Raw genomic sequence first — 22,699 nt, 5'->3', positions numbered from 1 at the left:
GGCTCCGGCCGCGTTCCGGGCCCCGGAAAACCACCCGTATGGCGGTGCGGGGCCTTACTACCGCGCCGGTTTCAACTAGGCTGGAACCAGACAGCGTGGCACGTTTCATAGCGCCGGCTGTAGTTACCACTAGCGTTCCAACGAACAGGAGCATTCCCATGGCAATCATCGATGCCATTCACGCCCGCGAAATCCTGGATTCCCGCGGAAACCCCACCATTGAGGTGGAGGTTCTGCTTGATGATGACACGTTCGGCCGCGCCGCGGTCCCTTCCGGCGCCTCGACCGGTGCCTTCGAAGCCAACGAACGCCGCGACGGCGAAAAGACCCGCTACCAGGGCAAGGGCGTTCTGCAGGCCGTTGAAGCTGTCATCGAGCAGATCCAGCCGGCGCTGCTGGGCTTCGACGCCGCTGACCAGCGTGCCATCGACCAGACGATGATTGACCTGGACGGAACCGACAACAAGTCCAACCTGGGCGCCAATGCCATGCTGGGCGTCTCCCTGGCCGTGGCCCGCGCTGCCGCCGAGTCCGCAGCCCTGCCGCTGTACCGCTACCTGGGTGGCCCCAACGCGCACATCCTGCCCGTGCCGCTGATGAACATCCTCAACGGCGGCTCGCACGCTGATTCGGACGTCGACATCCAGGAATTCATGATTGTCCCCCTGGGCGCCCAGACCTATTCGGAAGGCCTGCGCTGGGGCGTTGAGGTCTACCACAACCTCAAGTCCGTCCTGAAGGAAAAGGGCCTGTCCACCGGCCTCGGCGACGAAGGCGGCTTTGCCCCCAACCTGCCGTCCAACCGTGCCGCCCTGGACCTGATCCTCGAAGCCATCACGCGCGCCGGCTACACCCCGGGCACCGATATTGCCCTGGCCCTCGACGTTGCCGCTTCCGAGTTCTTCAAGGACGGTTCCTACCTCTTCGAAGGCACCAGCCGCACGGCAGAGGAAATGTCCGCCTACTACGAGGAACTCGTCCGGGATTACCCGCTCGTCTCCATCGAAGACCCGCTGGATGAAGAGGACTGGGACGGCTGGAAGACCCTGACCGCCTCCATCGGTGACAAGGTGCAGATTGTGGGCGATGACCTGTTCGTCACCAACCCCACCCGTCTGGAGACCGGCATCAAGCGCAACGCCGCCAACTCCCTGCTGGTCAAGGTCAACCAGATCGGCACCCTCTCCGAAACCCTGGACGCCATCACCATGGCCCAGCGTGCCGGCTACACCACCATCACCTCGCACCGCTCCGGCGAAACCGAGGACACCACCATTGCCGACATCTGCGTTGCCACCAACGCCGGCCAGATCAAGACCGGTGCCCCGGCCCGCTCCGAGCGCGTAGCCAAGTACAACCAGCTGCTGCGCATCGAAGAAGAGCTCGACGACGCCGCCCGTTACGCAGGACGCAGCGCGTTCCCGCGTTTCACGGCAGAGTAAGCCTGCTGCCGGTGGGTACCCTCGTTAAGAGGGTGCCCGCCGGTTGTGTTTAACCCGTCTGTTTTTACTAGTTCGCTTCAAGGAGTCCCATGCCCACCCGACGTCCGAAAGTGCCCAAGGCCGGTTCAGCGGGAAACGGCGCCGCAGGCGGGACTGCCTCCGGCCGCGGCGGGACCAAACCGGTGCGTCGGCGCAGCCCGGCGGCTGACCCGGATACGATCAGCGCCACTAAGCCCGTGGACGGAGCCGGGAACACGGAACCGGCCGGCGAGAAAACGCTCCGTGCCGCCGGCACGCCAAAGGCGGCACCGGGCAAGGCGGCACCGGGCACAACAGCAGCCAAGCCAGCGGCGGCTAAAGCACCGGCCAAGTCCACCCCGGCCAAGTTCACCGCGGCCAAAGCCGCTCCGGCCAAGGCGGCCCCCGCAGCCAAGGCCCCGGCCGGTCGCAAAGCTGACAGCTCCGCGGCTGCCGCCGGCAGGTTCCGGCGCCGGATACAGGCGCAGGAGCAGTCTCCCGGCACCCCCGGCGGTGCCGCAGGCGAGACGGCTGCCGATGACCTGCGCCCGGTTCCGGCGAAGGCCTTTTCCGGCCGCCTCCTGGTCCTGGCAATGGTGACGTTGGTAATAACGGTTCTCCTCGCGCCGTCAGTGAACACGTACCTGCATCAGCGCTCCGACATTGCCGCCCTTGAGGCGGACATCGCCGCCGAGAAGGAGACATCCCGGAACCTGGAATCCGAGCTGGAGCGCTGGGAAGACCCCAACTACATCAAGCAGCAGGCCCGCGAACGTATCTTTTTGGTGATGCCGGGGGAGACCCGCTACCTCGTCAAGGGTGAACACGGGGTGGAGGAAGCGGAGCAGCAGGCGCAGGAAGAAGCGGAAGACCTGCAGTGGGTCGACTCGCTGTGGGACTCGGTCAAGAGGGCGGCCACGGCGCCGTAGCTGTACCGCCGCATCCCTCCTGCCGGGCTTCGGCCCCGGCGCCGTTCCGCGCACAGTAATCTTAGAAGCGCAGACATCACTTAGCCCGGGCCTCGTCCAGGCCCCCAGGAAGGAACCTCCGGCATGACCCAGGAGCAGCTCACCCCCACCTCCGAAGATCTGGAGACACTGAGCCGACAGCTCGGCAGGCCGGCACGCGACGTCGTGGAAATCGGGGCGCGCTGCGTCTGCGGCAACCCCCTGGTAGCCACCACGGCTCCGCGGCTCAGCAACGGTATTCCCTTTCCCACCACCTACTACCTGGCGCACCCGGTGATCACGGCAGCGGTTTCCCGGCTCGAAGCCTCCGGCCTCATGACCGAAATGACCGAGCGGCTGGAGCAGGACCCCGAGCTTGCGGCCCGCTACCGGGCTGCGCACGAAGCGTATCTTCAGGTGCGCAATGAGATTGGCGCCCGCACCGGCGTCGGGCCCGTTCCCGAGATCGACGGCGTCTCCGCCGGCGGGATGCCCACCCGCGTAAAGTGCCTCCACGTCCTGGTGGGCCATGCGCTGGCGGCCGGCCCCGGCGTCAATCCGCTCGGTGATGAAGCCCTGGAACGGATTTCCCCGTGGTGGACCCGCGAACGCTGCTATTGTGAGGGCGCGTGGGACACAACGGCCGCGGCGCCCAGCCGCGACCTGAGCCGGCACACCAAGACCCAGGGCCTCTCCGCGGAGGAGTTGGACGCCAAGCGTGCCGCCCGCCGCGAGGCCGTTGAGGCCGCCAACGCCGAACAGCAGGGGGATGCCGTGCCGGAGAACAGTGAAATGCCTGAAAACAGTGCAGCGCCGGAAAACAGCGAGGCGCAGGAACATGCTCCGGCGGAGCGCGTTGCCGCGGTGGACTGCGGCACCAACTCCATTCGCCTGCTCATTGCGGACGTGACGTACGACGGCGGAGTTCCCAAGCTGACCGACGTCGTCCGCCTGATGCGGGTGAACCGGCTGGGGCAGGGTGTTGATGCCACCGGCCGCCTGGCTCCCGAGGCCCTGGAACGGACCTTCGAGGCCGCTGACGAGTACGCCGCGCTCATCCGCGAACACGGGGCCGGCCGGGTCCGGTTTGTTGCCACCTCGGCCAGCCGCGACGCGGAAAACCGGGCCGAGTTCGTGGACGGAATCCGCGCGCGCCTGGGTGTGGAACCCGAAGTTATCAGCGGCGACGAAGAGGCCGCGCTGTCCTTCGCCGGGGCCGCCAGCGTCCTGGGCAGCAGCAACGGCACCAAGACCCTGGTGGTGGACCTGGGCGGCGGCAGCACCGAGTTTGTCCTCGGCACCTCCGAAGGCGTCCTGGCCGCTAAGAGCACTGACATGGGCTGCGTCCGCTACACCGAACGGCACTTGACGTCCAACCCGCCTACGGAGGCGGAAATCGCCGTCGCCCGCGGTGACGTCCTGGACATCATTGCCCAGGTTCTTGAGACCGTGCCGCTGGCTGAAGCCGACCGCCTGATTGGCGTGGCCGGCACCATCACCACGGTGACCGCGCATGCGCTGCACCTGCCCGAGTACTCGCCCGAGGCGATCCACGGGGCCGACCTCGACGTCGCGCGGATCGACCAGGCTGCCTCGGAACTGCTGCACATGGACCGGGCGGCCCGTGCCGCCCTGCCGTACATGCATCCGGGCCGCGTGGACGTCATCGGTGCCGGCGCCCTGATCTGGCAGACGATAGTGGACCGGGTGTCGGAACTCACCGACGGGAAAGTTTCCTCGGCAGTGAGCAGCGAGCACGACATCCTGGACGGCATAGCCCTGAGCGCTGCGCGGTGACCCGTGCCTGGGCCGCACCCGGGCAGCGGCGGAAAGAGGGGCGCCGGACTGTCCTGCTGGCGTCGCTGCTGATGCTGACCCTGCTTCCGGCCGCACCGGCTTCCGCGGACGAGTGGCGCGACAAACAGTACTGGCTTGCCGATTCCGGCTTTGACGCTGCCTGGAAGGTGAGCCAGGGCGAAGGCGTTAAAGTGGCGGTGATCGACACCGGCATCGACCCCACCCACCCGGATCTTGCGGGAGCAGTAACGGGCGGAACAGACGTCTCCGGTGCCGGTGATCCTGCCGGCAGCAGGGGAGTGGGGGCCAACCCGTCCCACGGAACACTTGTGGCCACGCTGCTCGCCGGCCGCGGCCACCTGCCCCCGGTTGAGCCGGAGAAGGACACGGACGGTGAGGCAGAGCCAACCAAGAAGGCTCCCGCTCCCGTGAAATCCGACGGCATTATCGGGGTGGCGCCCAAGGCGGAACTGTTGGCGGTTTCCGCGTGGATCGGCCCCGACAACCCCGCCGGGATCTCCATCGAAGACCAGATCCCGGCCGCCATCAGGTGGGCCGTAGACAACGGCGCAGGCGTGATCAACATGTCCCTGGGGAGCTCGTCCACCTCATGGCCCGAAAGCTGGGACGACGCGTTCCTGTACGCCGAGCAGCAGGACGTCGTCGTAGTGGTGGCCGCGGGCAACCGCGGCGTCGGCATGGTCCAGGTGGGCGCTCCCGCCACCATCCCGGGTGTGCTGACCGTCGCCGGGTTGGACCGCAACGGCGAGGCAAGCCAGGATTCTTCCTCCGAGGGCATCAGCATCGGCGTTGCCGCACCGGCGGAAGACCTGGTGGGCGGCCTGCCCGGCGGCCCGGCCCGGTACGCGGACTGGAGCGGTACCTCCGGTGCCGCACCGCTCGTTGCGGGCACTGCGGCCCTGATCCGCTCCGCCTACCCGGACATGAGCGCAGCAGACGTCATCAACCGGATCATCAGCACCGCCCGGGACGCGGGCGCTCCGGGGCAGGACACCCTCTACGGCTACGGAATCCTGAACGCCGGAGCGGCCCTGACCTCGGACGTTCCCTCGGTGTCGGCTAATCCGCTGGGCAGCATTGCGGACTGGATCCGGATCCACCGCCGGGCGGCGCCAACCGCGCCCGCCTCCGATGCCCCCGTAGCTGTAGAGCCCGTGGTGCCGGATCTTCCGGAGCCCACGGTTCCGGTGGCGCTTCCTCCGGACGCCGAGTCGGATCCGCTGCCCGCGGCACTGGTCCTGGGGTTCGGCGGACTGCTGGTGGGCGTGACAGTGGCAGGAGCCGTTGCCGTCGCCCGTGCGCGCCGCCGCTCCGCAGACCATCCTGTGGCGGAGGAGACCGAAACGGGTCAGCTAAAATACTCCGAAATCTCGTGAAGGTTTTCACAAACTCAGGTACGATAAGGGCATGGCATCTACGACACAGTTTTCAGACCGTCCCCGCGTCCTGGTGGTTGGCGGTGGGTACGTAGGTCTCTACGTAGCAAAGAACCTCCAGAAGAAGGTCAAGGACGAAGGCGGGATCGTCACGGTTGTCGACCCGCTGCCGTACATGACGTACCAGCCCTTCCTTCCCGAAGTTGCCGCCGGCACCATTGAGCCGCGCGACGCCGTCGTGTCCCACCGCATGCACCTGAAGAACACCGAGCTGATCACGGGCAAGGTCATCTCCATCAACCACGCCGCCCGCACGGCCGTCATTGAGCCGGCCGACGGCAGCGAGCCGTTTGAGCTTCCGTACCAGGACGTTGTCCTGGCCGCCGGTTCCATCACCCGCACCTTCCCGATCCCCGGCCTGGCCGAGGCCGGCATCGGCATGAAGTCCATCGAAGAGGCCGTGGGCACCCGCAACCACGTGCTTGAGCGCATCGAGACCGCATCGCTGATGCCCGAAGGCCCCGAGCGTGAGCGCGCACTGACCTTCGTCGTCGTTGGCGGCGGCTTCGCCGGCATTGAAACGCTGACCGAACTCGAAGACATGGCCCGCGACGCGGTCCGCATCAACAACCGCCTCAAGCGCGAAGACCTCCGCTTTGTCCTGATTGAAGCCATGGGCCGCGTCATGCCCGAGGTCAAGCCGGACCAGGCCGAGTGGGTTGTCTCGAGCATGCGTGAGCGCGGCATCGAGGTCCTGCTGAACACCTCGCTGGCCTCCGCCGAAGACGGCGTCCTCAAGCTGATCAACATGGCGGACAAGTCCCCGGCCGGCGAATTCGCCACGGACACCCTGATCTGGACCGCCGGCGTGCAGGCCAACCCGATGGTCCGCGCCACCGACTTCCCGATCGATGAGCGCGGCCGGGTCCGCGCCAACGCCGAACTGCGCATCACCGGCGACGACGGCCCCCTCGAGGGCGCCTGGGCAGCCGGCGACGTTTCGGCCGTTCCCGACCTCTCCGGCGGCGGTGTCGGCGGCTTCTGCGTCCCGAACGCACAGCACGCCGTCCGCCAGGCCAAGCTGCTGGCCAAGAACATCCTGGCCGCCCGCTACGGCGTGGGCAGCGTCGAGGAATACAACCACAAGAGCCTCGGTGCCGTTGCCGGCCTGGGCCAGTACAAGGGCGTTGCCAACATCATGGGCTTCGGCATGAAGGGCTTCCCGGCCTGGCTGGCACACCGCGGCTACCACGGCCTGGCCATGCCGATGTTCGAGCGCAAGTTCCGCGTGATCTCCGGCTGGCTCATGAACGTGACCTACGGCCGCGACCTGACCGACCTGCGCAACCTGAAGAACCCGCGCCAGTCGTTCCAGGCTGCCGCTGCGCCGGCCAAGAAGAAGGAAGCTGCTAAGTAGCAGCCTTTCCTGCTCCTGCAGAACGCGTACGACGGCGGTTCCTCCTGAGGGAGGGGCCGCCGTCGTTGTTTTCTGCCCCGGTGGGGCTTCCAGTAGGCTTGAGCAGAAGCTTAGGCTTCCGCCCCAGTAGCCCAATGGCAGAGGCAGTGGACTTAAAATCCATGTGTTGTCGGTTCGAGTCCGACCTGGGGTACTTACATCCCTTGCAGGAGTAGGGGGGTGGTGGCGGGGCTATCGCCGGAACCGGGGCTTTCTAGCTCGAAGGGGACGCTTACGGGACGGAAACTATTTCCCGAGCCCTCACCAGTCGACGTCGTACGGATCCCGCCAGCGAGACTCTTCCCGGGTGATCCGCCGAACTCTCACGGCCAGCACCCACTCGTTGTGCGCCTTGCCGTGCTCGTCGATCCAGTGCAGGAGTACCTGCGTTCGCGTCCACGCGGCCGCCTTAGCGTCGACCGTACCGAATTGGGGGAGCTGAGCCCTGACGTACGGCTCGCGCCTGTACGGGGCATGTGTAATCCTGCCGGCGGGCGCACTGCCGCCGGAGCAGTGAAGCCCTTGACACGCTTCCATGGCATCCACTTTATTCACGAGGGGAGCTTGTCATGCAGTACCGACTTAAGGCCGTTGGCACTGGCCCCAATGTCTACACCATGGGGTTCAGGGTGACGCCCGGAGGTCGACACGGTGCTGGCAGCCACTTCACGCTTGGTCGAGGGCGTGGAAAGTTCCGAGCTGGCTTCCATTGCTGCGTTATGAATGCTGGTAGTTTCACTTCATGGTCAAAGAGATTGCGCTTCCGTCGGTTATGTCGCTTCGTTTAGAAATGTGGTGGCAGGATCAACTGCTAGCAACGGGTACTGGATTCATTGTTGAGACAGATGACGCAGCCTTCCTCATAACAAATCGGCACAATCTAGCGGGCCTCAAGACGAATGGGGAAACGCTCTCGAGCCACGGGGTTACTCCGGACAAGGTCCGCATCCTTCACAACGATCGAGAGCGGCTCGGAAAATGGATTTGGAAGGAGGAATGGCTGGTTGACGGGGACGACCAGCCACTATGGCTGGAACATCCGAGCGGCAGCAAACAGGTAGACGTAGTGGCACTGAAGCTGTCCGACCTTGAAAACGTCCAGCTGTATCCATATTCATTGTCGATGGCAGACCCGCCCGTGATTGAAGCCGCCACTGACCTGAGCATTATCGGCTTCCCTTATTCTGAAGCGTCCCACGGCGGGATGGGGATTTGGGCTAGGGGCACGGTTGCCTCAGAGCCAAGTCTGGACTACGGCGACTGGCCGAGTTTTCTAATAGATAGTCGAACGCGGCCCGGGCAATCGGGATCACCCGTCATCTATTTTTCGTCCAACGGATCGATCAAGCGCGCTAGCGGGACAGTGGTTATGAAGCTAGGACATGTGGTCTATCTCTTGGGCGTCTACTCTGGGCGAATAAACGAAAGTTCAGATATTGGAATAGTGTGGAAAGCCAGTGTTATTCAAGATCTGGTAACTATGCCAAGCGTTGCTTCCAACTAGGAATGCACCTTCCTTGGAACGGGAGCCGATCATCGGGTACGAACCAAGGCGGGGGGCTGGTCCGCCCGGCCAGATGTTGAGCCAGATATAGTGAAGCGGTTACGGAGTTAAGCGGGTCTTTCGTGCTGGGGAGCTCGAGGCCAAACAAATAGGGGAAACGTGTCTCAGTCTGCTGCCTACGACAATTTCATGGAGGGCAGCCGATTCGGGGCCCTAGACGGGCTGAGGGCCATCAGTGTGGTTGGCGTTGTCTGGCACCACGTAAGTGGAATACATGACATCCCTCTCGTGAACCAGGGCTACCGGGGCGTGGACTTCTTCTTTGCAATAAGCGGCTTCCTCATCACGACGCTCCTCTTGCGGGAGCGACGCCAGTACGGGCGCATTTCGCTCAAGAATTTCTATATCCGCCGCACGTTGAGAATCTTCCCACTGTATTACGCGGTACTGGGCATGTATTGCCTGCTGACGGCAGTAACCATGAATGGGACCGCTAAGGGCGATGCGTTCTGGGGCAATCTGCCAGCGTTTGCGACGTACACGTCGAACTGGTTTGTTGACCTCGAATCCGGGGATGGGGTGACGTTCTACTTCGCATGGTCCCTCGCGACGGAGGAACAGTTCTACCTATTCTGGCCGCCGTTGCTGGTGCTGGCGTTCTGGCTGAAGGGGAAGGCATGGCCCGCTGTGGTGGTTGCCTTGGCCCTTGTGGGGCTGCAGTTAGTCGCGGCGACGTCTTCCGGAGACAGCTTCCCATTGACTGTTCTTGCGAGCTTGGCGCCAGCGATATTGCTGGGATCTGTGTTTGCCATCCTGCTCACACACCGCCCTTCGTTCGAGGTCCTGTTCGGGGTCTTGGGGCGGGCGCTTGCTTCTCCATTGCTGGTCGTCGTGGTTGCGGCGTTGATGTTCGTAGAGGCCCCTACCGTCGTTGTGCAGCTCGCTATGGTTTTATTGGTCGTCTCTCTTTGCATCCGGGAGGACACGCCTCTCCATCCGGCATTGCGGTTGCGTCCATTGGTGTTCATCGGGGGCATCAGCTACGGCATGTATCTGCTGCACATGTTGGCTGCTAATGCGGTTCGCCGGATGCTGGGACACGAGGCCGGTATCGATGTATTCCTGGCGACCCTCGCGCTCGTTACTCTTATCGCCTTCGTTAGCTTCCGGTACTTCGAGTCGCCCATTCTGAAGCGGGCGCAGCGGTTCAGGCCCGGGCCAGGGCTTCGCGAAGGGAATAGCGTTCGAAAGCTACCCGTAGACTGACTTGAGTTACTGGTCTCTAGCGGCGGGTGTTTTCGATGGGTTGGCGTGAAGTTTTAGCGGAGGATTTGGTGGCAATGAAGCTGCCCCCTGAATGGAAATCGCGTTATGTCGTGACGCATCGGATCGCGGCGTTCATGAAGCTCATGCGGGTCAGTGAGCATTACCGTGGGCGGGGCGGATTTGGGAAGGTTGCCTATTACTGGAATAGGTTCCGCTTCGAGCGCCTTTCGGAAGCGCTTGGCTTTGATATTCCGCTTGGCGTGTTCGGCCCCGGTCTGTCGATCGCGCACAAGGGAACAATTGTTGTAAACGGTGACGCTCGAGTAGGTCGAAACTGTCGCATCCACCCCGGCGCCACAATCGGTGCCGTGCGTGGACTCGCCCCGACTATCGGTGACGATGTTTTCATTGGTCCCAGCGTTGGCGTCTATGGGCCAGTGACAATCGGAGACAGGGCCACTCTTGGCCCGAACTCGCTCGTAAACTTCGATGTCCCCGCTGATACGACCACTCTTGGGGCCAGGGCTACTCTGCGCGACAAGGCCATTCCGGCGAGCGAACGGTAGGTCCACAAGTAGGGGCTGCCGCAGTGCCCTCTATACTTCTCACTATGGGGAATCTTCTTACAGCCATTCAACGCATTTGGGCCCACCGCAACCTCCACCATGGGGCGTGCGCGGGTTGCGGTCTCATCTTCCCCGACGATCACCCGAAGGGGCAGACCGCCTGCTCTACCGAGTGCGCGGAAGAGGCGTGGCTGGCCCGCCAGTAGTGTGCGGACGTTCGCTTGGAGATGCGTGGAGAGTTGTACCTGAAGCGAATGGTTAAATGACGCAACGCCCCTGCCAAAGGCAGGGGCGTTCGCGCTATACGGGCGCGGTGAACGTGTCGCCGTAGTAGCGGCCCCCCGGCGTGAGGACCTCCTCGGTGTAGTACGCGCTATCCAGGGCGTCTACTTGGGCGTAGGTGCGACCGGAGAGGGTGAGGTCCTCCAGATAGGCGCGGTACAGGATGTGTGAGCCTGAATGTCCCTGTGGTGCAGGCTGCGCACCGCCGGCGTAGGTGTTGAGGAACCCGGTGTTTCCGATACCCCAAAGCCTGGCGCGTTCGGTGGGCGTGCTCGTGCCAATGGAGAACGCGCCAGTGGTCCCGGCGGCGCCAACATTCTTGATGTAATTACCCAACGGAGTTGCACCGCTCCCACGCGCACCAAGGAATGAACCGCCTGTACTGGGCGCGGTACTCCCGTTGTCGTTCAGGTAGGCCCGGTAAGCGGTCGTGCCCGCATCAATGCCAGAGATGGATACGACTTGCCCGGAAGCAGCATCGGTGCGCCGGGTGTTTCGTCCCCAAATGGACAGGTAGATATTATGGTCGGGATTGGCGTCCAGATACGTGCGGATTGGCTCGGGCACAATCAGGGAGTAGTGGGTGCGATCAGCGGCTGCGGTGTTGTTCACCTGCGAGAAGATGGCGTGGATTCCACCCTTGGCGGTTCGCTCCAGTGCGCCTTTGGCCCCTGCCATGCCAACAGTATCCACAACGGCAGCAAGGCTGGCCTGCGTGCCTCCGACTGCGGCGGCGGCGGACAGCCATGCGAGGTTGGGCACAGTGGCTCCATGGGCGGGCACCCCGGTGAACCCCTTGCCAAAAATGGGGTTCGTCGGGTCGACCAGCATGAGGGCCCCGGTTTGCGCCGCCACGGGGTCGATGCTGAGCGCGGAGGGCCTGGATGTGTCGGGGTTGACGCCTGGAGTCCTGATGAAAGTTGCCATGCTTAGAGCCATCCTTTTCCAATAATGTGCTGGGCAACAAAGTGGCCCTGTCGGGTTAGTCCTGCGCCGTTCATGTGTACGGCGTCGTTCAGAAAGCAGGGCGGGACAGCGCGGGACGCTATGGCATCCCGGTCTGCCTGCGTAGGGGTGAGTCCGGCGTCCGCAATGGCCTGTAGTGACTGCAGGTAGCTGCGCACGTCCAGATAACGGAGGCCGTAGTCTCCGGCGTACCCTGCGTTGATCGGTGAGGCGTTTCCGTTGATTTGGGACAGCACCAGATACTTGCGGTCCAACGCTGTGAGGTTGTCCACAATGGCGCGGGTATCGGCCAGTACCCGTTCCGTGTTCTGTGTGTTGTTTCGCCCCACCATGACGATGGTCATGCACCCGCGGTACATCACGTTCTCTGGAATGAATGGGGCATTAGGCGGAACCTTCACAGCTGCGCCGGGTGCCGTGCGGGTGAATCGTGCCGGATAGTCCAAGCTGGGAGAGCCGCCGGGCTGCGATGGGTGGCGTGACAGCACACCGGGAACACCTGCCAGCGTGCAAGGCATGGCGCCCCACCAGAGCATAAGGTCGGTGTGCTCCTTGAGTAGCACTTCGACGTAGCCGCTGGCCGGGACGGTGCCCCCAACAGGCCAGACTGCGGGCACCGCCCCCATCTTGGCGGCTATCGCCACGGAAGTTTCGCCAGGGTACCCGCAGTTCTTCACCTCCGTGGGGCCAAGTCCGAGTGCTGTGCGCATGATCTCGGGCCATGTCACGCCGTCATATGTAGCGCCTGTCTGGGAATCACCGACTGTCACGATCGGCAACGTTGAGGTCAGACCGGCAGGGCGCAGGTTCATCCGGGCGGCCCAACGCTGGAGGCTGGAATCCGGGACGTTTCCCTGGGCGTCAAACACAAGCTCTGTCAGCCTGTCGTTGTCTCCGACGAAACCCCCGGCCGCGGCAGAGGTGTACCCGGTCACAGCCCCCTTTACTGCCTGGTCAGTTCCGAGGCGACGGCCCCACTTGTCCAGCAGGATAAAGTCGGGCACCTCGCCGTTAGCGTCGAACACGAGGTCTGTCATTCGGTCGTTGTCACCGATGAAGCCGCCGGCGGCTACAGTCGTCCCACCCGTGGCGGTGCCGCGCACAATGCGAGCGTCTGCCAACGCAGTCCCCACCGCTTCTTCGGCTGCTCCAGCGAGGGTGTCTCCGACCATGCCCACCGCGTCGCGCAGAGCCTTCTCAGCTCGAGCCACGAGAGCAACGGCCTGCTCTGTCCCGAGCCCGGGCGATGCTGGGACCTTCTGCACCTCGGCGAGGTCGAGGCTGCCCGTGCCGGTGGGAACGGTGAAGCTGAATGCAGGAACGGCGCCGGCCATTTGGACGCCGTTCACTGAGCGGAGCTGCGGTCGGGCTGTCCACGTCCAGTCGCCGCCGTCTTCACCCAGGGAATCTGTGGTGAACAGTGCGACGCCGCGCTCACCGGGGGCGCTTGGGTCGCCGGCGGCGGGAGTGCAGGCGTACCCGCTGGCATCGAGCACGGCAGCGACAGGCTCCGGGATCGCCGTCCGAGGGCCTCCGGCGGCCAGCGGGTCCGGGATATAGGAGACTGACGCCTCGAAGATGACAAGGCCCTGGCCCGGCTTGTTTGATGTGCCGACCTGGACCCGCCACTCAACCCGGCGCGTGGATAGTCTTGACGTTGCCATTGGTACTCCTCAGCCCCCTCGGGGCATAAAAAAGACCCCCGAGGAGGCCGTGCGGATTGGTGATGCAGGGGTAGATCAGGCTCGACGTTTGCCGGTGCCGTCCGGGATGGTCGGTGTAGTGCCGGCGGCGTGGAGAGAATCCTGTACGGCGCCGCTAACACCCGTTGGCTTCAGCAGCCCGTAATGGGTGGACACGGCGACAATGAAGGTACCGAGGCCCAGCACGAGAGCCATGCCGAGGTTGTACACGGTGCTGGCCTGCAGTGCGCCGATCAGCTCTGTGAGCAACGACGTCGCGACCGACAGCGCGGCGAGGAGCACCGCCTTAGTGCCTGATCGGGTGGCTCTGGTCGTGACCAGGCCAACCAGCACGGGCAGGAGCACGCCCAGCACCAGCTGCAGGACAGGAACCAGGGGAACATCGAACTCGATCACTTGTCGGCCTCCTGCTCGAAGGTCACGGTGGTGTCGATGCCCTTGATGGCCGCGGCCGTGCCAGCTTCGGCACCGGCCTTGGCTGCGGCCTCGATGCCCGCGAGCAGTTTGGCCTCGTCGAAGGTCTCGCCACCGGACACCGCCTTGAGTGCCGATACGAGCTGGTGAGTCACCGCGGTGTTGTACTCGGTACGGCGGAGGATGCCGTAGAGGTCACCCTCGAATCGGACGCCGGCCTTGCCGGGATGGAAGCGCCCCAGGAGCTCGCCGGCGGTCTTGTTCGCCGCCGTGGCCGCCTCATTGGCGAATTTGGCTTGCTTGAACAGAGAGCCGTCGTGCCTCACGCCCGTCTTGCCCGGCAGCACTGAATCGGTTGCCTCGTTGAACTTGGCCTGATTATCCGACATGGGTTTCTCCTTAGATGTAGAGTCCGGCAACGCCGGGGATGAGCAGGGGCCGTTCGGGAGTGATGGTGCCTACGGGGACGATGCCGCCGCCCACAAACGTGTTGTAGGAGTTGAGGAATAGGGTCCAGTCGAAGTCCTTGCCCGGGTCGTACCGCGTGCCGGGGTTGGTTTCGCCGTGGCCATAGAAGCCCATGCGTGTGCCCGCGATAGCCTCGGCTTTGCTGATGCGCTGTGCGGGTGGAACGCGGTCCAATAGCCCGTCACGGACGGCGACCAGGGCGAGGTCAGCAGCAGCCTCAGCAAGGTTCACCACCACAGCCCTGCGGCGGTCCTCCTTGAGTGCCAGCCAGTCATTCGCCCGCACAGTTGCGCTGACCGACATTGCGTGGGCGTTGTTGGTGGTGTCCGCCCATGCCGAGTATCCGGGGTGCACCCAGCGGCGCCAGCTGTCCACGTCCGCGGCGGAGTGGTAGCTGCCGAAGTCTCTGCGGCCAGTAACGAACTCGCCGACACTCAGATCGCCGTTGTCAGGCCCGTTGAAGCAGGTGTTGTTCTCGGCCGTGTGTACGCCGATCACGCCGGACACGCGAGTACGCGGCCAGCCGAACTGGGCTGCGTGCGGGTTGGGATTGTCCTGCAGGTAATAGCCTGTTGCCATGTGCCCTCCTAGGGGCTTTCGAGGGTGGGTTCCGGCGCTGGTGCGGCGGGACTAATGCGGCAAGGTCCGCCGCTTGTCTGCGTGGTGCCGTCGTCGTAAGTGACCAGCCAGTAAGAGGCGTCGCCGGTTCCTTCGCAGGTCACAGATGTGATGCCGCGGCCGCTTGGCCCAGGCGAGCCGGGTGCGCCGTCGCTTCCATTGGCGCCGGGTGGTCCTACTGGCCCGGGGACCGTGGAGTCCGCCCCGTCCGCCCCGTCCGCCCCTGCTGGCCCGGCTTCACCGTTGAGGCCGTTCACCCCCTCGGCACCGTCCACCCCGTTGGCTCCTGCAGGTCCGGGCTCGCCATCGGCGCCATCCTTGCCGTCAGCGCCGGCGGGCCCGCGTGTGCCGGTGACGCCTTGCACACCCTGAATTCCTTGTGGGCCCTGTTCGAGGCGTGAAGGTTCTTCTGCGATCTTCTCTAGCTGGTCGCAGAGGTTGGCGTCGTAGACGGCGACTTCACCGGCGCTGCAGAGTGCGGCCCGAGCTTCGACGGCGATGTCTTTCTTCGCCTGCTGCTCGCTGGCAGCCTCCGCTTTCGCTGAGTCCCGGTCGGCGGTGACCTGCCCGAGCCAGAAGAATCCGGCAAGCCCGCCGATCATGAGTACCCAGAACAGGCCCCACTTCACCCGCTTATCCCAGCGCCGGGAGCGGTCAGCCTTTTGCACCATCTCCTCGAGGCTGGCCGGCACCTCCTCCTGGGCGGTTGTCGGTTCGCTCATCGATCCTCCTTAGGGAGTGGGGTCCAGTGCTCGGGTTCTGGCTTGATGTCGTTCTTGATCAGCTGCTCACGCCAGCTCGTGCCGTCCTGGGTGCGGATCTCGACAATGTCGTTCAGGCGCTTGAGCTCGGCAGCTTTCCTCTCAAGCTCTTTTTAGAGGTGCGCGATCAATGCGTCCTCATTCGCTTTTCGTCGGGCGTCACCGCGTTTGATGAAGAAGCCGACAGCAGTGCCGGAGGCGACGAACAGCCCGGTGAGGGCGGTAATGAATGTGGGGTCCACACGTTTGGTCCTCCCTGCGGGTGGGTAAAAGAAAAGCACCCCGCAGGGTGCTCGAATGGGTGGGTACAGCCGCTTGGATCCGGCTAAGGCTGTGCGGCGGTTTTGTAGTCGATGACCCGGAAGTCGCAGGTCTGCTCCCAGGTGAGCGGGCTGCCGCCGATCCGGTCTTCTATCCCGACGACCAGACAGCGGTACTCGATTCCAGTCAGGTCGGTGTCCACCAGAGTCACGACGTCGCCGCGTTCCAGACGGGCGTCCGGGATGATTCTCACCGCGGATAGGAACGGTTGAGCGGTCGTGGTCTGCCGGGCGAGGTAATCGGCGATAGCTTGGCATTCGCCGGCGTCCTGCACCCACCAGCCAACGTCATGCGAGAGCGCTGGAGCGTCCCAGGCACCAGATTTGGCCGTGTACGTGATGTCGGTCCACATGACCTTCCCGTACGCCCGGATAACGGGGAAGTTCATTCCTCCGAGATTCGCCTGCCACCCTCCACCGTTGATGCTCTGGTGTTCCGTCGGGATCTTGAGACTGAACTCGTACTCATCCCAGGCAGGTGTGCTGACCGCGTAGACAGTGGTCGTCAGCTTGTACGTCCGGTGGTCGACAAACCGTAGCGTGGCGCCCACCCACGCTCGCTGGTACCCCTCGGTTGAGATCGAACCTGACTGTCCTGGCGCAATGTCGTTTTCGAAGAAGTAGTAGACAGCGACGTCGGACCCTCGCATGTTGTTGGCATCCGCGTAGTCGTTGTTGAACCGGGTATCGACCATGATCCAGTCTTCGTCCGTGTCGGGGTGCAGCAGCTCCTCGAAGACCTCCGTGCCGTCGGCTTTGACCTTGCTGTAGCTGCTGCGCCAGACCTCGTGCATGGGGTATCTGGACTGCATGATGGCTTCGGGTTTGCGGCTCGTCACGGTCACCTCGGACGAGACAGCTGCGAAGTCCTCCTCCCACGGGAGGGAGAGCAAATCATCCTTCGACGTCAGCTTGGCGACAGGAGCGGCGTCCCTGAGGCGGATCCTGTTGACCCAGTGCAGCGCTCCGTCCCCGTCAATCCACAGGCCGGCAAGCTCGGCCCTGGACTGCTCTTCCAGCAGGGATCGGGCCGTCTTGTCCTGGATGGGAGGGGATGCCGGGAGGCTGGCACTGTTCGTAGACGGGGTGATGAAAGCAGTGCGGGTGTAGCTCACCGACGTCCACGCCGTGGACGGGAAGGAGATTTGCGCTCCGCCGATCACGGCGTCCGCGGCAGTGGATGCCACCCGGACCTGTTCCATCGGCGAGCCCATGGCCTCGGCCTTCGTCGCTGTGCCGGTAGCCTCCCGCCCGGCAGCGTCTCGGAGCGTGAACTGCAGGGTGGATCCGCTGGGCACAACCCGGAGGGTGAAGACGTGCCCGTCAGCGTACGGCAGCTCGCAGACCTTGGCACCGTCCCGGGAACCGTAAACGTTGCCGGCGTCGAATCCGAGCGTAATCTCGGCGCCGGCCCAACCTGCCTCCACCACCATTCGGGCGCTGGGACGGCCCGCTGTCATGGCGGTGATCTCCATCGGCCGGTCCAGCGTGGTTGTGCCGGACGGGGTGTAGATCAGCAGGGCGTCGCTGACGCCGATACCCCAGGGAGTCTCCTGCCAGATGGCGTTGGGGTTCTCCTGGTCCGTGTAGCGCAGCCCTGTGGTGAGGGTGCCCCGTTCCGGCCAAGCACTGCCCATCAGCGGGGCAGAGAATACGCACCCGCCGGCCATGCCCGGGGTGGAGTTGAACGCTCCGGCCCGGGCCGCCTTGTCGGTGAAGAACGTTGGATACAGGGCAACGCCCCGCCATTTCCCGCCGTCCGTGAGTGATGGCATGTTGTTCAGCAGCGGCGGCAGGTTCACCTTCCGGGAGAGTCGGGCGATGGGATCGACCAGCTGGGATTCTGTTGAGGCCTGCGGGTCACCGCTGCCACTCAGCACAGAGGCGGTGAGCTGCCGCACCAGCAGGTCACCAGCCTCCGTTCGGTATCCGGTGCTGATGTCCACCTTGTCCCGAACCGCCGGCGGCCAACTCTCGGAGCGATTAAACCCTGTGTTTCGCGCTGTGCCCACGTCGGTGCGAGCCGACCAATTCACTGATCCGGTTGCCTGTGTGAGGCCTCCGACCCGGGCGACCTGCGCGTGAACAGTGGATGGTAGGGAGCGAGAGATGGTGACGCCGTCCACGTCGCGTACGGCACCCTTATGAGTGACTCGAACTATTGGTTCGAGAACGTCTGTACTGGCTGGCCAGCCCGGAATGTCACGCATTGCCTACCTCTTCCAGAGTGAAGTTCATGCTGAGCCGCCGCAGATAGGACTTATCCCTTGAAGCGAGCAGCACGGATTTGGAAAGGCCTCGGGCCACGACTTTGGGTGCGCCTTCGCCGACGGCCCACGGCGCGAGGTCTTTGGTCCAGGTGAATGCGGGGAGTGCTGCCCGCCTTGCACCCAGTATCCGGAAGCGGGCGTTCATGGACCCGGGTGGTGGCACTGCGGTGACGTGCCCGCGGCGCGGCGGCTCAGCCATGGTGGCCTGCGTCCGGGCGGTGACGGTATCCAGAGTGGCGCCGGCAGCGTCGAGGAAGACCAGCGACAGGGAGAATTCCGTGTCGCCGGACGCCCAGGCGCTGGCTGTCACGGGAACCCCAGGAACAACCGGCAGGGTGGACACAGTGATTGGCACCCCGCCGATAGTGGACACCGAATAGCGCGGTGTGGATCCGTCAGCAAGGAGCAATGGACCGCCGGCCAAGACTCCGATCCCGGACCAAGACCCGGGCAGGAACATAGAAGTGGCCTTTGTAAGGAGGTTGTTGACCTGCGCCCACGGGCCCAGGTACAGCCACGGCGGCGGCCCGTACAGCCCCTCCAGCAGCCCGGACAGGTGGCTGATGTCCCGGGGCGCCGCCGCGGCCATGCCGACCTGCCATGACCTCGGCGACGTCCCGCTTATTTGGGCCTTCTGTACGCCGCCCAACGTCGTGTCGAAACGGACCCGTTCAGCGACATCAATTTGCTCTGCAGACATCCGTTCGAACCGGATAAGGTTCCCTGCTGGCCCTAGGTACGTGGACATCTAAGCTCCTTGTTTCGCTGCTTGTTCCGACCTGCGGACGGCCGTGAGGACCTCGCGGCCGTTCCATGTTGCGACCAGCGGCCGATCCGCCACCGAAGCGACGGCACTCAACAGGGCCCGGTCTTCCGGATGCAGACTCACCGTCGACGCACCGGCTCCTGCCCCGATATGGCTGGGGCTGGGCGCTGGCGCCGCCCACTCGCGTCCGCCGGAGAGCGCGCCGGAGAGCGTCCCCTTGGGGAAGGAGCCCTCATTGATGGCGGCCAGCTCGGCGTCGTAAGCGTCCGAACTGCGCGGGTTGATGACCCACTCGGTGCCCTGCAGTCCAAAAGCCATCCCGCCTACGGAGGCAAACACATTGTCCTTGGTGATGTTGGCGGACCGTGACCCTGGCACACGCCCGCCGGAGGCCGCCCCGCCCAGGAGCTCTAGCACTCGGCCACCGGTGGCGCCGCCGGCTGCGGCCCGTCTGGCAGCCCCGGCGATGCCGCCGATAGCTGCCATGGCGGACTCGGCCCCGAAGGTACCAATGTTCACCGAAACGTTCACACTGGTGGGTATCTGCCAGATGGCGAACTTGGTGCGCTCCGCCTCCAGCCGGGCGTACTCAGCCATGAAGGACGAGATGGAAGTGCCCGGTGGAATTCTCAGAACGGCAGAGGTAGTGTCGTCCGCTTCATTTCGGGCGGCTGATTCCATGAACGCTGCGATAGCGACGTCGGGCGGGATGCCCTCCGCCGCAGCGCGAGTCCGGATTGCTTCAACGAAGGCCTCGTCCGCCATCCACGAATCGATGGTGACCTGATCGGGAACGTCCTCAGCCGAAGCCTTGGTCTGCCCCGCCACGGTGAATGCAGCGTTGCTCATGGAGGACTCGATGTAGACGGACTCCGGTATGTCAGCCACAGACTCGGAGGTATGGCCTGACATCATCAGGGCCTGCTCACTCATCCAGGTTTCGATGGACACCCCGTCAGGAATCTGCATCACTTCCCGGGTGAGCGCGATGGCGGCTTCCTCGCCAAGCCCAAGACCCATTGCGGACTGGACGCCGGCTTCGTAGGTTCCCTGCAGTTGGAGATTGACGTCGGCAGCGGACTTCGTAAGGTCCGAACCGAAGGTCTGGGCCACCCCCATCCCGTCCCGGATCAAGCCCTGGAACAACTCGTTCGCGGCCTTGCCAGAGCCGGTCATCTTGTCGAAGTCCGTCCCCGTGGCATTCACCGCGGAGCCGAGTTCACCCTGACCGTTGACGACGCCGGCAACTGCATCGTTGACGCCGCGGAGTGTTTCCTCCCAAGCGAACGAGGCGTCACGACTGGACATTGTCGCCAGACCTGAGGCGAACAGTGCCTCTGTGAACTTGTCCAGGCTGGCAATGGTGCCGTCGGTGTTCAGGCCGATTTCTGCCATTGCCTCGGCGAATTCCTCGGTGGCGGCAGTCGCGGCTGCTTCCGCTGCCGCTGCCGCCTCTGCAGAGGCGGCAACGTCGTCGGTTGCCGCTGCGGCGTCGAGCATCACCTGGGGTGTTTCGCCCATTGCCCAGTTCAGGAGTTCCTGTTCGGATACCTGGACTTCGGCAGCGTTGGCGAGCTGCTGTAGCGAGTCGATGTAGGTGGGGAACTTGTCCCGCACCTGCTCCAGAGACAAGCCCTGCTCCTTCGCGCTCTCAGCGATGGACTTGAACCCAGCGGATGCCTGCTCGAAGTTGCCTGAGCTGACCGCGCCCGCAAGGGTCTGGTCCATGGTGGCGATGGTTGTGTTGAGCTTGGCCGTGTCATTGTTGATCCCAAGGACCGTGGCGCCGAAGGAAGAGATCGACCCATTGACGCCCGGATCCGCCAGGGCTTTGAGTGCCTCGCCCACGCTGTCGATGTTCTTGATGATCGCCCCGCCGGAACCCGGGTCGAGGTTCTTGAACACGTCATTGATCGAGTTGCCGTTATTCTTCAACCCGAGCAGGGCTTGGGTCAGGGTCTCCGTGGAAGTGGCTGCAGGCTGGGCGGCGTTGTGCAGTGCCTTGAGCGCGCCAGCCGCTGCCAGTGCGATCGAGGCGATGCCCAGAGCCTTGCCCAAAGTCTTCATCTTCCCGCCCGCGACGTCGCCGCTCACCCCCAGCGTCTTGAAGGCCCCGATGACGTCCATCACCCGCGGGAACAGGACGAGGAAGCCGCCGGCGAGCAGCGCGGCAACACCTGTGAGTCCGCCGATGACGGAGAGCGCGCCCTGCACCGGGGCAGGCAGATCACCAAACATGCTTGCAAGGGAGGAAACACCATCAGCCATAGTGGAAATGACCGGGAGCAGCACGGCGCCAGCGCTGATGGCGGCGTCCTTGATGTTGTTCCAAGCGATGCGGACCCGGGAGTCCGCGGTGTCATAGCGCTTGGTGGCTTCCTCGATGAGGGCAGTGTTTTCTTCCCACGCCTTGGAACCGAGTGCGAGCGAGTCGGCCAGCAGGGTGCCGGAGTTGGCCAGGGAGAGCATGACCTGGATTTCTTCGGTGCCCTTGATGCCGAGGTCCTTCATGACCTCGACGACGTTGCCGCCGTCCTCGTTGACCCTGTTCAGTCCCTGCGCAACCATGTCCAGTGCTTTGACGGGGGACTCCCCGTAGGCCTTGGAGAACTCGACTGCGCTGACGCCGGCGGTCTTGGCAAAGCTGTCCAGAGTGCTGCCGCCCTCTTTCACGGCGGTGAACATTTTCAGCAGGACGCGGGTGGTGACGCCGCCACCGAGCTCAGCCCGGATACCCATGGAAGCAAGGGTGTTGGACAGAGCCAGGACTTCGACCTCTGTTGCGCCAACGGTGGCACCGGCGCCGGCGATGCGCTGGGCCATGGAGAGGATTTCCTTCTCCGTAGAGGCGCCGTCGTTACCGAGTGCCACCAGTGCGGAGCCGAAGCGGGCAACGCCTTGCGCGCCCTCGCGGGACATCGTGCCCATCACGTTGGAGATTTGGGCGATGTCGGTGGCCGCTTCCTCGGCGGTCAGGTTGGTGGAGACGCCGAGGTCGATCATGGTCTTGGTGAAGCCGAGGACGTCCTTGCGTGCGACGCCGAGCTGGCCGGCAGCTTCGGCCACGCCTGCGATTTCCTCGTGCGTGATGGGCAGCGTTTTGGCGAGCCCGCGCAGGCCATCCTCAAGCTCGGCCATCTGCTGCGGCGAGCCGTCGACGGTCTTGGTGACGCCGGCCCACGCGGACTGCCAGTCCATCGCTGCCTTGGCGGTGGCGCCGAGTACGGCCACCGTCGAGACACCGTAGGCGGTGAGTGCCCCGCCGGCCTTGTCCCAGGCATCCCGGTTCGTCTCTGCGGATGCCGCAAGCCGGTCAAGCCCGCTGGTGGCCTTGCCCGCACTGTCTCCAGCTTCTTCCGCCGCGTGCGCGGTCAGGTAGACGGCATCCGAGAACTGGCCCAGGCCCTGTGCCGCGGCCTGTGATGAGCTGAGGACCTTGCCGTTGGCGTCCGTGAGCTGCCCGCTGGCGTTGTACTGGAGGCCCAGGGCTTTCGCTGAGTTCTGCGCGGCCGTTGCTTCTTCGGCCAGTGCTGCAGCTGAACGCTTCGTGGACTGGCTGGACTTATCCGAGCTGCCGGTGGCCTTGTCTTGGGCCTGTGCAGTCTGATCCACGCTCCGGCCAGCTTTGTCCTGCGCCTGCGCGAGCTGGTCGGTGGACTGCTTCGCCTTCCCCATGCTGGAGACGTAGGAGCCGACCCTGGCCTGCAGTTCGACGATGACGGAACGAGTGGTCATGTG

At 64.4% G+C, this 22,699-nt stretch carries 19 protein-coding genes and 1 tRNA gene; 9 read left to right on the top strand and 11 right to left on the bottom strand.

Annotation, left to right across the window (positions count from 1 at the left end; all coding sequences use genetic code 11):
- Window positions 1-158 precede the first annotated feature (158 nt).
- The 6 genes from eno to WKB88_RS08400 all read left to right on the top strand — a co-directional run bounded on the left by eno (window position 159) and on the right by WKB88_RS08400 (window position 7,211).
- Window positions 159-1,442, top strand: a complete 1,284-nt coding sequence (eno, locus tag WKB88_RS08425; protein WP_341394086.1) for a phosphopyruvate hydratase — start codon at window positions 159-161, stop codon at window positions 1,440-1,442.
- A gap of 89 nt (window positions 1,443-1,531) precedes the next feature.
- Window positions 1,532-2,389, top strand: coding sequence for an FtsB family cell division protein (locus WKB88_RS08420; protein WP_341394085.1), 858 nt, complete (start codon window positions 1,532-1,534; stop codon window positions 2,387-2,389).
- 123 nt (window positions 2,390-2,512) lie between these two features.
- Window positions 2,513-4,204 carry a DUF501 domain-containing protein gene (locus WKB88_RS08415; RefSeq protein WP_341394084.1) on the top strand — a complete coding sequence of 564 codons (1,692 nt, stop codon included), beginning with the start codon at window positions 2,513-2,515 and terminating at the stop codon, window positions 4,202-4,204.
- Entirely contained in the window at window positions 4,201-5,601 is a 1,401-nt protein-coding gene (locus tag WKB88_RS08410) for a S8 family serine peptidase (RefSeq protein ID WP_445818886.1), read from the top strand. Before WKB88_RS08415 ends, WKB88_RS08410 begins: the two co-directional genes overlap by 4 nt.
- Window positions 5,602-5,632: 31 nt before the next feature.
- On the top strand, window positions 5,633-7,018 hold the full coding sequence (locus WKB88_RS08405; RefSeq protein WP_341394083.1) for an NAD(P)/FAD-dependent oxidoreductase: 1,386 nt from the start codon (window positions 5,633-5,635) through the stop codon (window positions 7,016-7,018).
- A gap of 120 nt (window positions 7,019-7,138) precedes the next feature.
- Window positions 7,139-7,211, top strand: a tRNA-Leu gene (locus WKB88_RS08400).
- 107 nt (window positions 7,212-7,318) lie between these two features.
- Here the strand turns inward: WKB88_RS08400 and WKB88_RS08395 are convergent.
- A complete protein-coding gene (locus tag WKB88_RS08395) occupies window positions 7,319-7,594 on the bottom strand; it encodes a hypothetical protein (RefSeq protein WP_341394082.1) in 276 nt (91 codons plus the stop codon).
- Window positions 7,595-7,799: 205 nt separating this feature from the next.
- Between WKB88_RS08395 and WKB88_RS08390 the strand changes: the two genes are divergently transcribed.
- From WKB88_RS08390 to WKB88_RS08380, 3 genes are all read left to right on the top strand, one after another.
- The gene (locus WKB88_RS08390; protein ID WP_341394081.1) at window positions 7,800-8,561 is read left to right on the top strand and encodes a serine protease; all 762 of its coding nucleotides are present in this window, start codon (window positions 7,800-7,802) and stop codon (window positions 8,559-8,561) included.
- 189 nt (window positions 8,562-8,750) lie between these two features.
- Window positions 8,751-9,827 (top strand): acyltransferase family protein, encoded by a 1,077-nt coding sequence (locus WKB88_RS08385; RefSeq protein ID WP_341394250.1) that lies wholly within the window; start codon window positions 8,751-8,753, stop codon window positions 9,825-9,827.
- Between the two features lie 35 nt (window positions 9,828-9,862).
- Window positions 9,863-10,393 (top strand): DapH/DapD/GlmU-related protein, encoded by a 531-nt coding sequence (locus WKB88_RS08380; RefSeq protein WP_341394080.1) that lies wholly within the window; start codon window positions 9,863-9,865, stop codon window positions 10,391-10,393.
- A 300-nt stretch (window positions 10,394-10,693) separates the two neighbouring features.
- Here WKB88_RS08380 and WKB88_RS08375 read toward each other — a convergent pair whose 3' ends face one another.
- The 10 genes from WKB88_RS08375 to WKB88_RS08330 all read right to left on the bottom strand — a co-directional run bounded on the left by WKB88_RS08375 (window position 10,694) and on the right by WKB88_RS08330 (window position 22,696).
- Complete coding sequence (locus WKB88_RS08375; protein WP_341394079.1) at window positions 10,694-11,602, bottom strand: hypothetical protein; 909 nt, start codon at window positions 11,600-11,602, stop codon at window positions 10,694-10,696.
- Between the two features lie 2 nt (window positions 11,603-11,604).
- Window positions 11,605-13,305: a hypothetical protein gene (locus WKB88_RS08370; RefSeq protein WP_341394078.1), complete on the bottom strand. Its 1,701-nt coding sequence runs from the start codon at window positions 13,303-13,305 to the stop codon at window positions 11,605-11,607.
- Window positions 13,306-13,380: 75 nt separating this feature from the next.
- Entirely contained in the window at window positions 13,381-13,740 is a 360-nt protein-coding gene (locus WKB88_RS08365) for a hypothetical protein (RefSeq protein ID WP_341394077.1), read from the bottom strand.
- Window positions 13,737-14,147, bottom strand: a complete 411-nt coding sequence (locus tag WKB88_RS08360; RefSeq protein WP_341394076.1) for a hypothetical protein — start codon at window positions 14,145-14,147, stop codon at window positions 13,737-13,739. Before WKB88_RS08360 ends, WKB88_RS08365 begins: the two co-directional genes overlap by 4 nt.
- Before the next feature lie 10 nt (window positions 14,148-14,157).
- Window positions 14,158-14,805, bottom strand: a complete 648-nt coding sequence (locus WKB88_RS08355) for a hypothetical protein (RefSeq protein ID WP_341394075.1) — start codon at window positions 14,803-14,805, stop codon at window positions 14,158-14,160.
- 8 nt (window positions 14,806-14,813) lie between these two features.
- Complete coding sequence (locus WKB88_RS08350; protein WP_341394074.1) at window positions 14,814-15,566, bottom strand: hypothetical protein; 753 nt, start codon at window positions 15,564-15,566, stop codon at window positions 14,814-14,816.
- Between the two features lie 152 nt (window positions 15,567-15,718).
- Complete coding sequence (locus tag WKB88_RS08345) at window positions 15,719-15,847, bottom strand: hypothetical protein (protein WP_341394073.1); 129 nt, start codon at window positions 15,845-15,847, stop codon at window positions 15,719-15,721.
- Window positions 15,848-15,930: 83 nt separating this feature from the next.
- A complete protein-coding gene (locus tag WKB88_RS08340; protein ID WP_341394072.1) occupies window positions 15,931-17,871 on the bottom strand; it encodes a hypothetical protein in 1,941 nt (646 codons plus the stop codon).
- 256 nt (window positions 17,872-18,127) lie between these two features.
- Window positions 18,128-18,895, bottom strand: a complete 768-nt coding sequence (locus WKB88_RS08335; protein WP_341394071.1) for a hypothetical protein — start codon at window positions 18,893-18,895, stop codon at window positions 18,128-18,130.
- 48 nt (window positions 18,896-18,943) lie between these two features.
- Window positions 18,944-22,696, bottom strand: coding sequence for a phage tail tape measure protein (locus WKB88_RS08330; RefSeq protein ID WP_341394070.1), 3,753 nt, complete (start codon window positions 22,694-22,696; stop codon window positions 18,944-18,946).
- Window positions 22,697-22,699: the final 3 nt, after the last annotated feature.

It is taken from the genome of Arthrobacter sp. G119Y2 (assembly GCF_038069765.1).
GTDB lineage: Bacteria > Actinomycetota > Actinomycetes > Actinomycetales > Micrococcaceae > Arthrobacter_B.
This window is presented reverse-complemented; position numbering and strand designations above follow the sequence as displayed.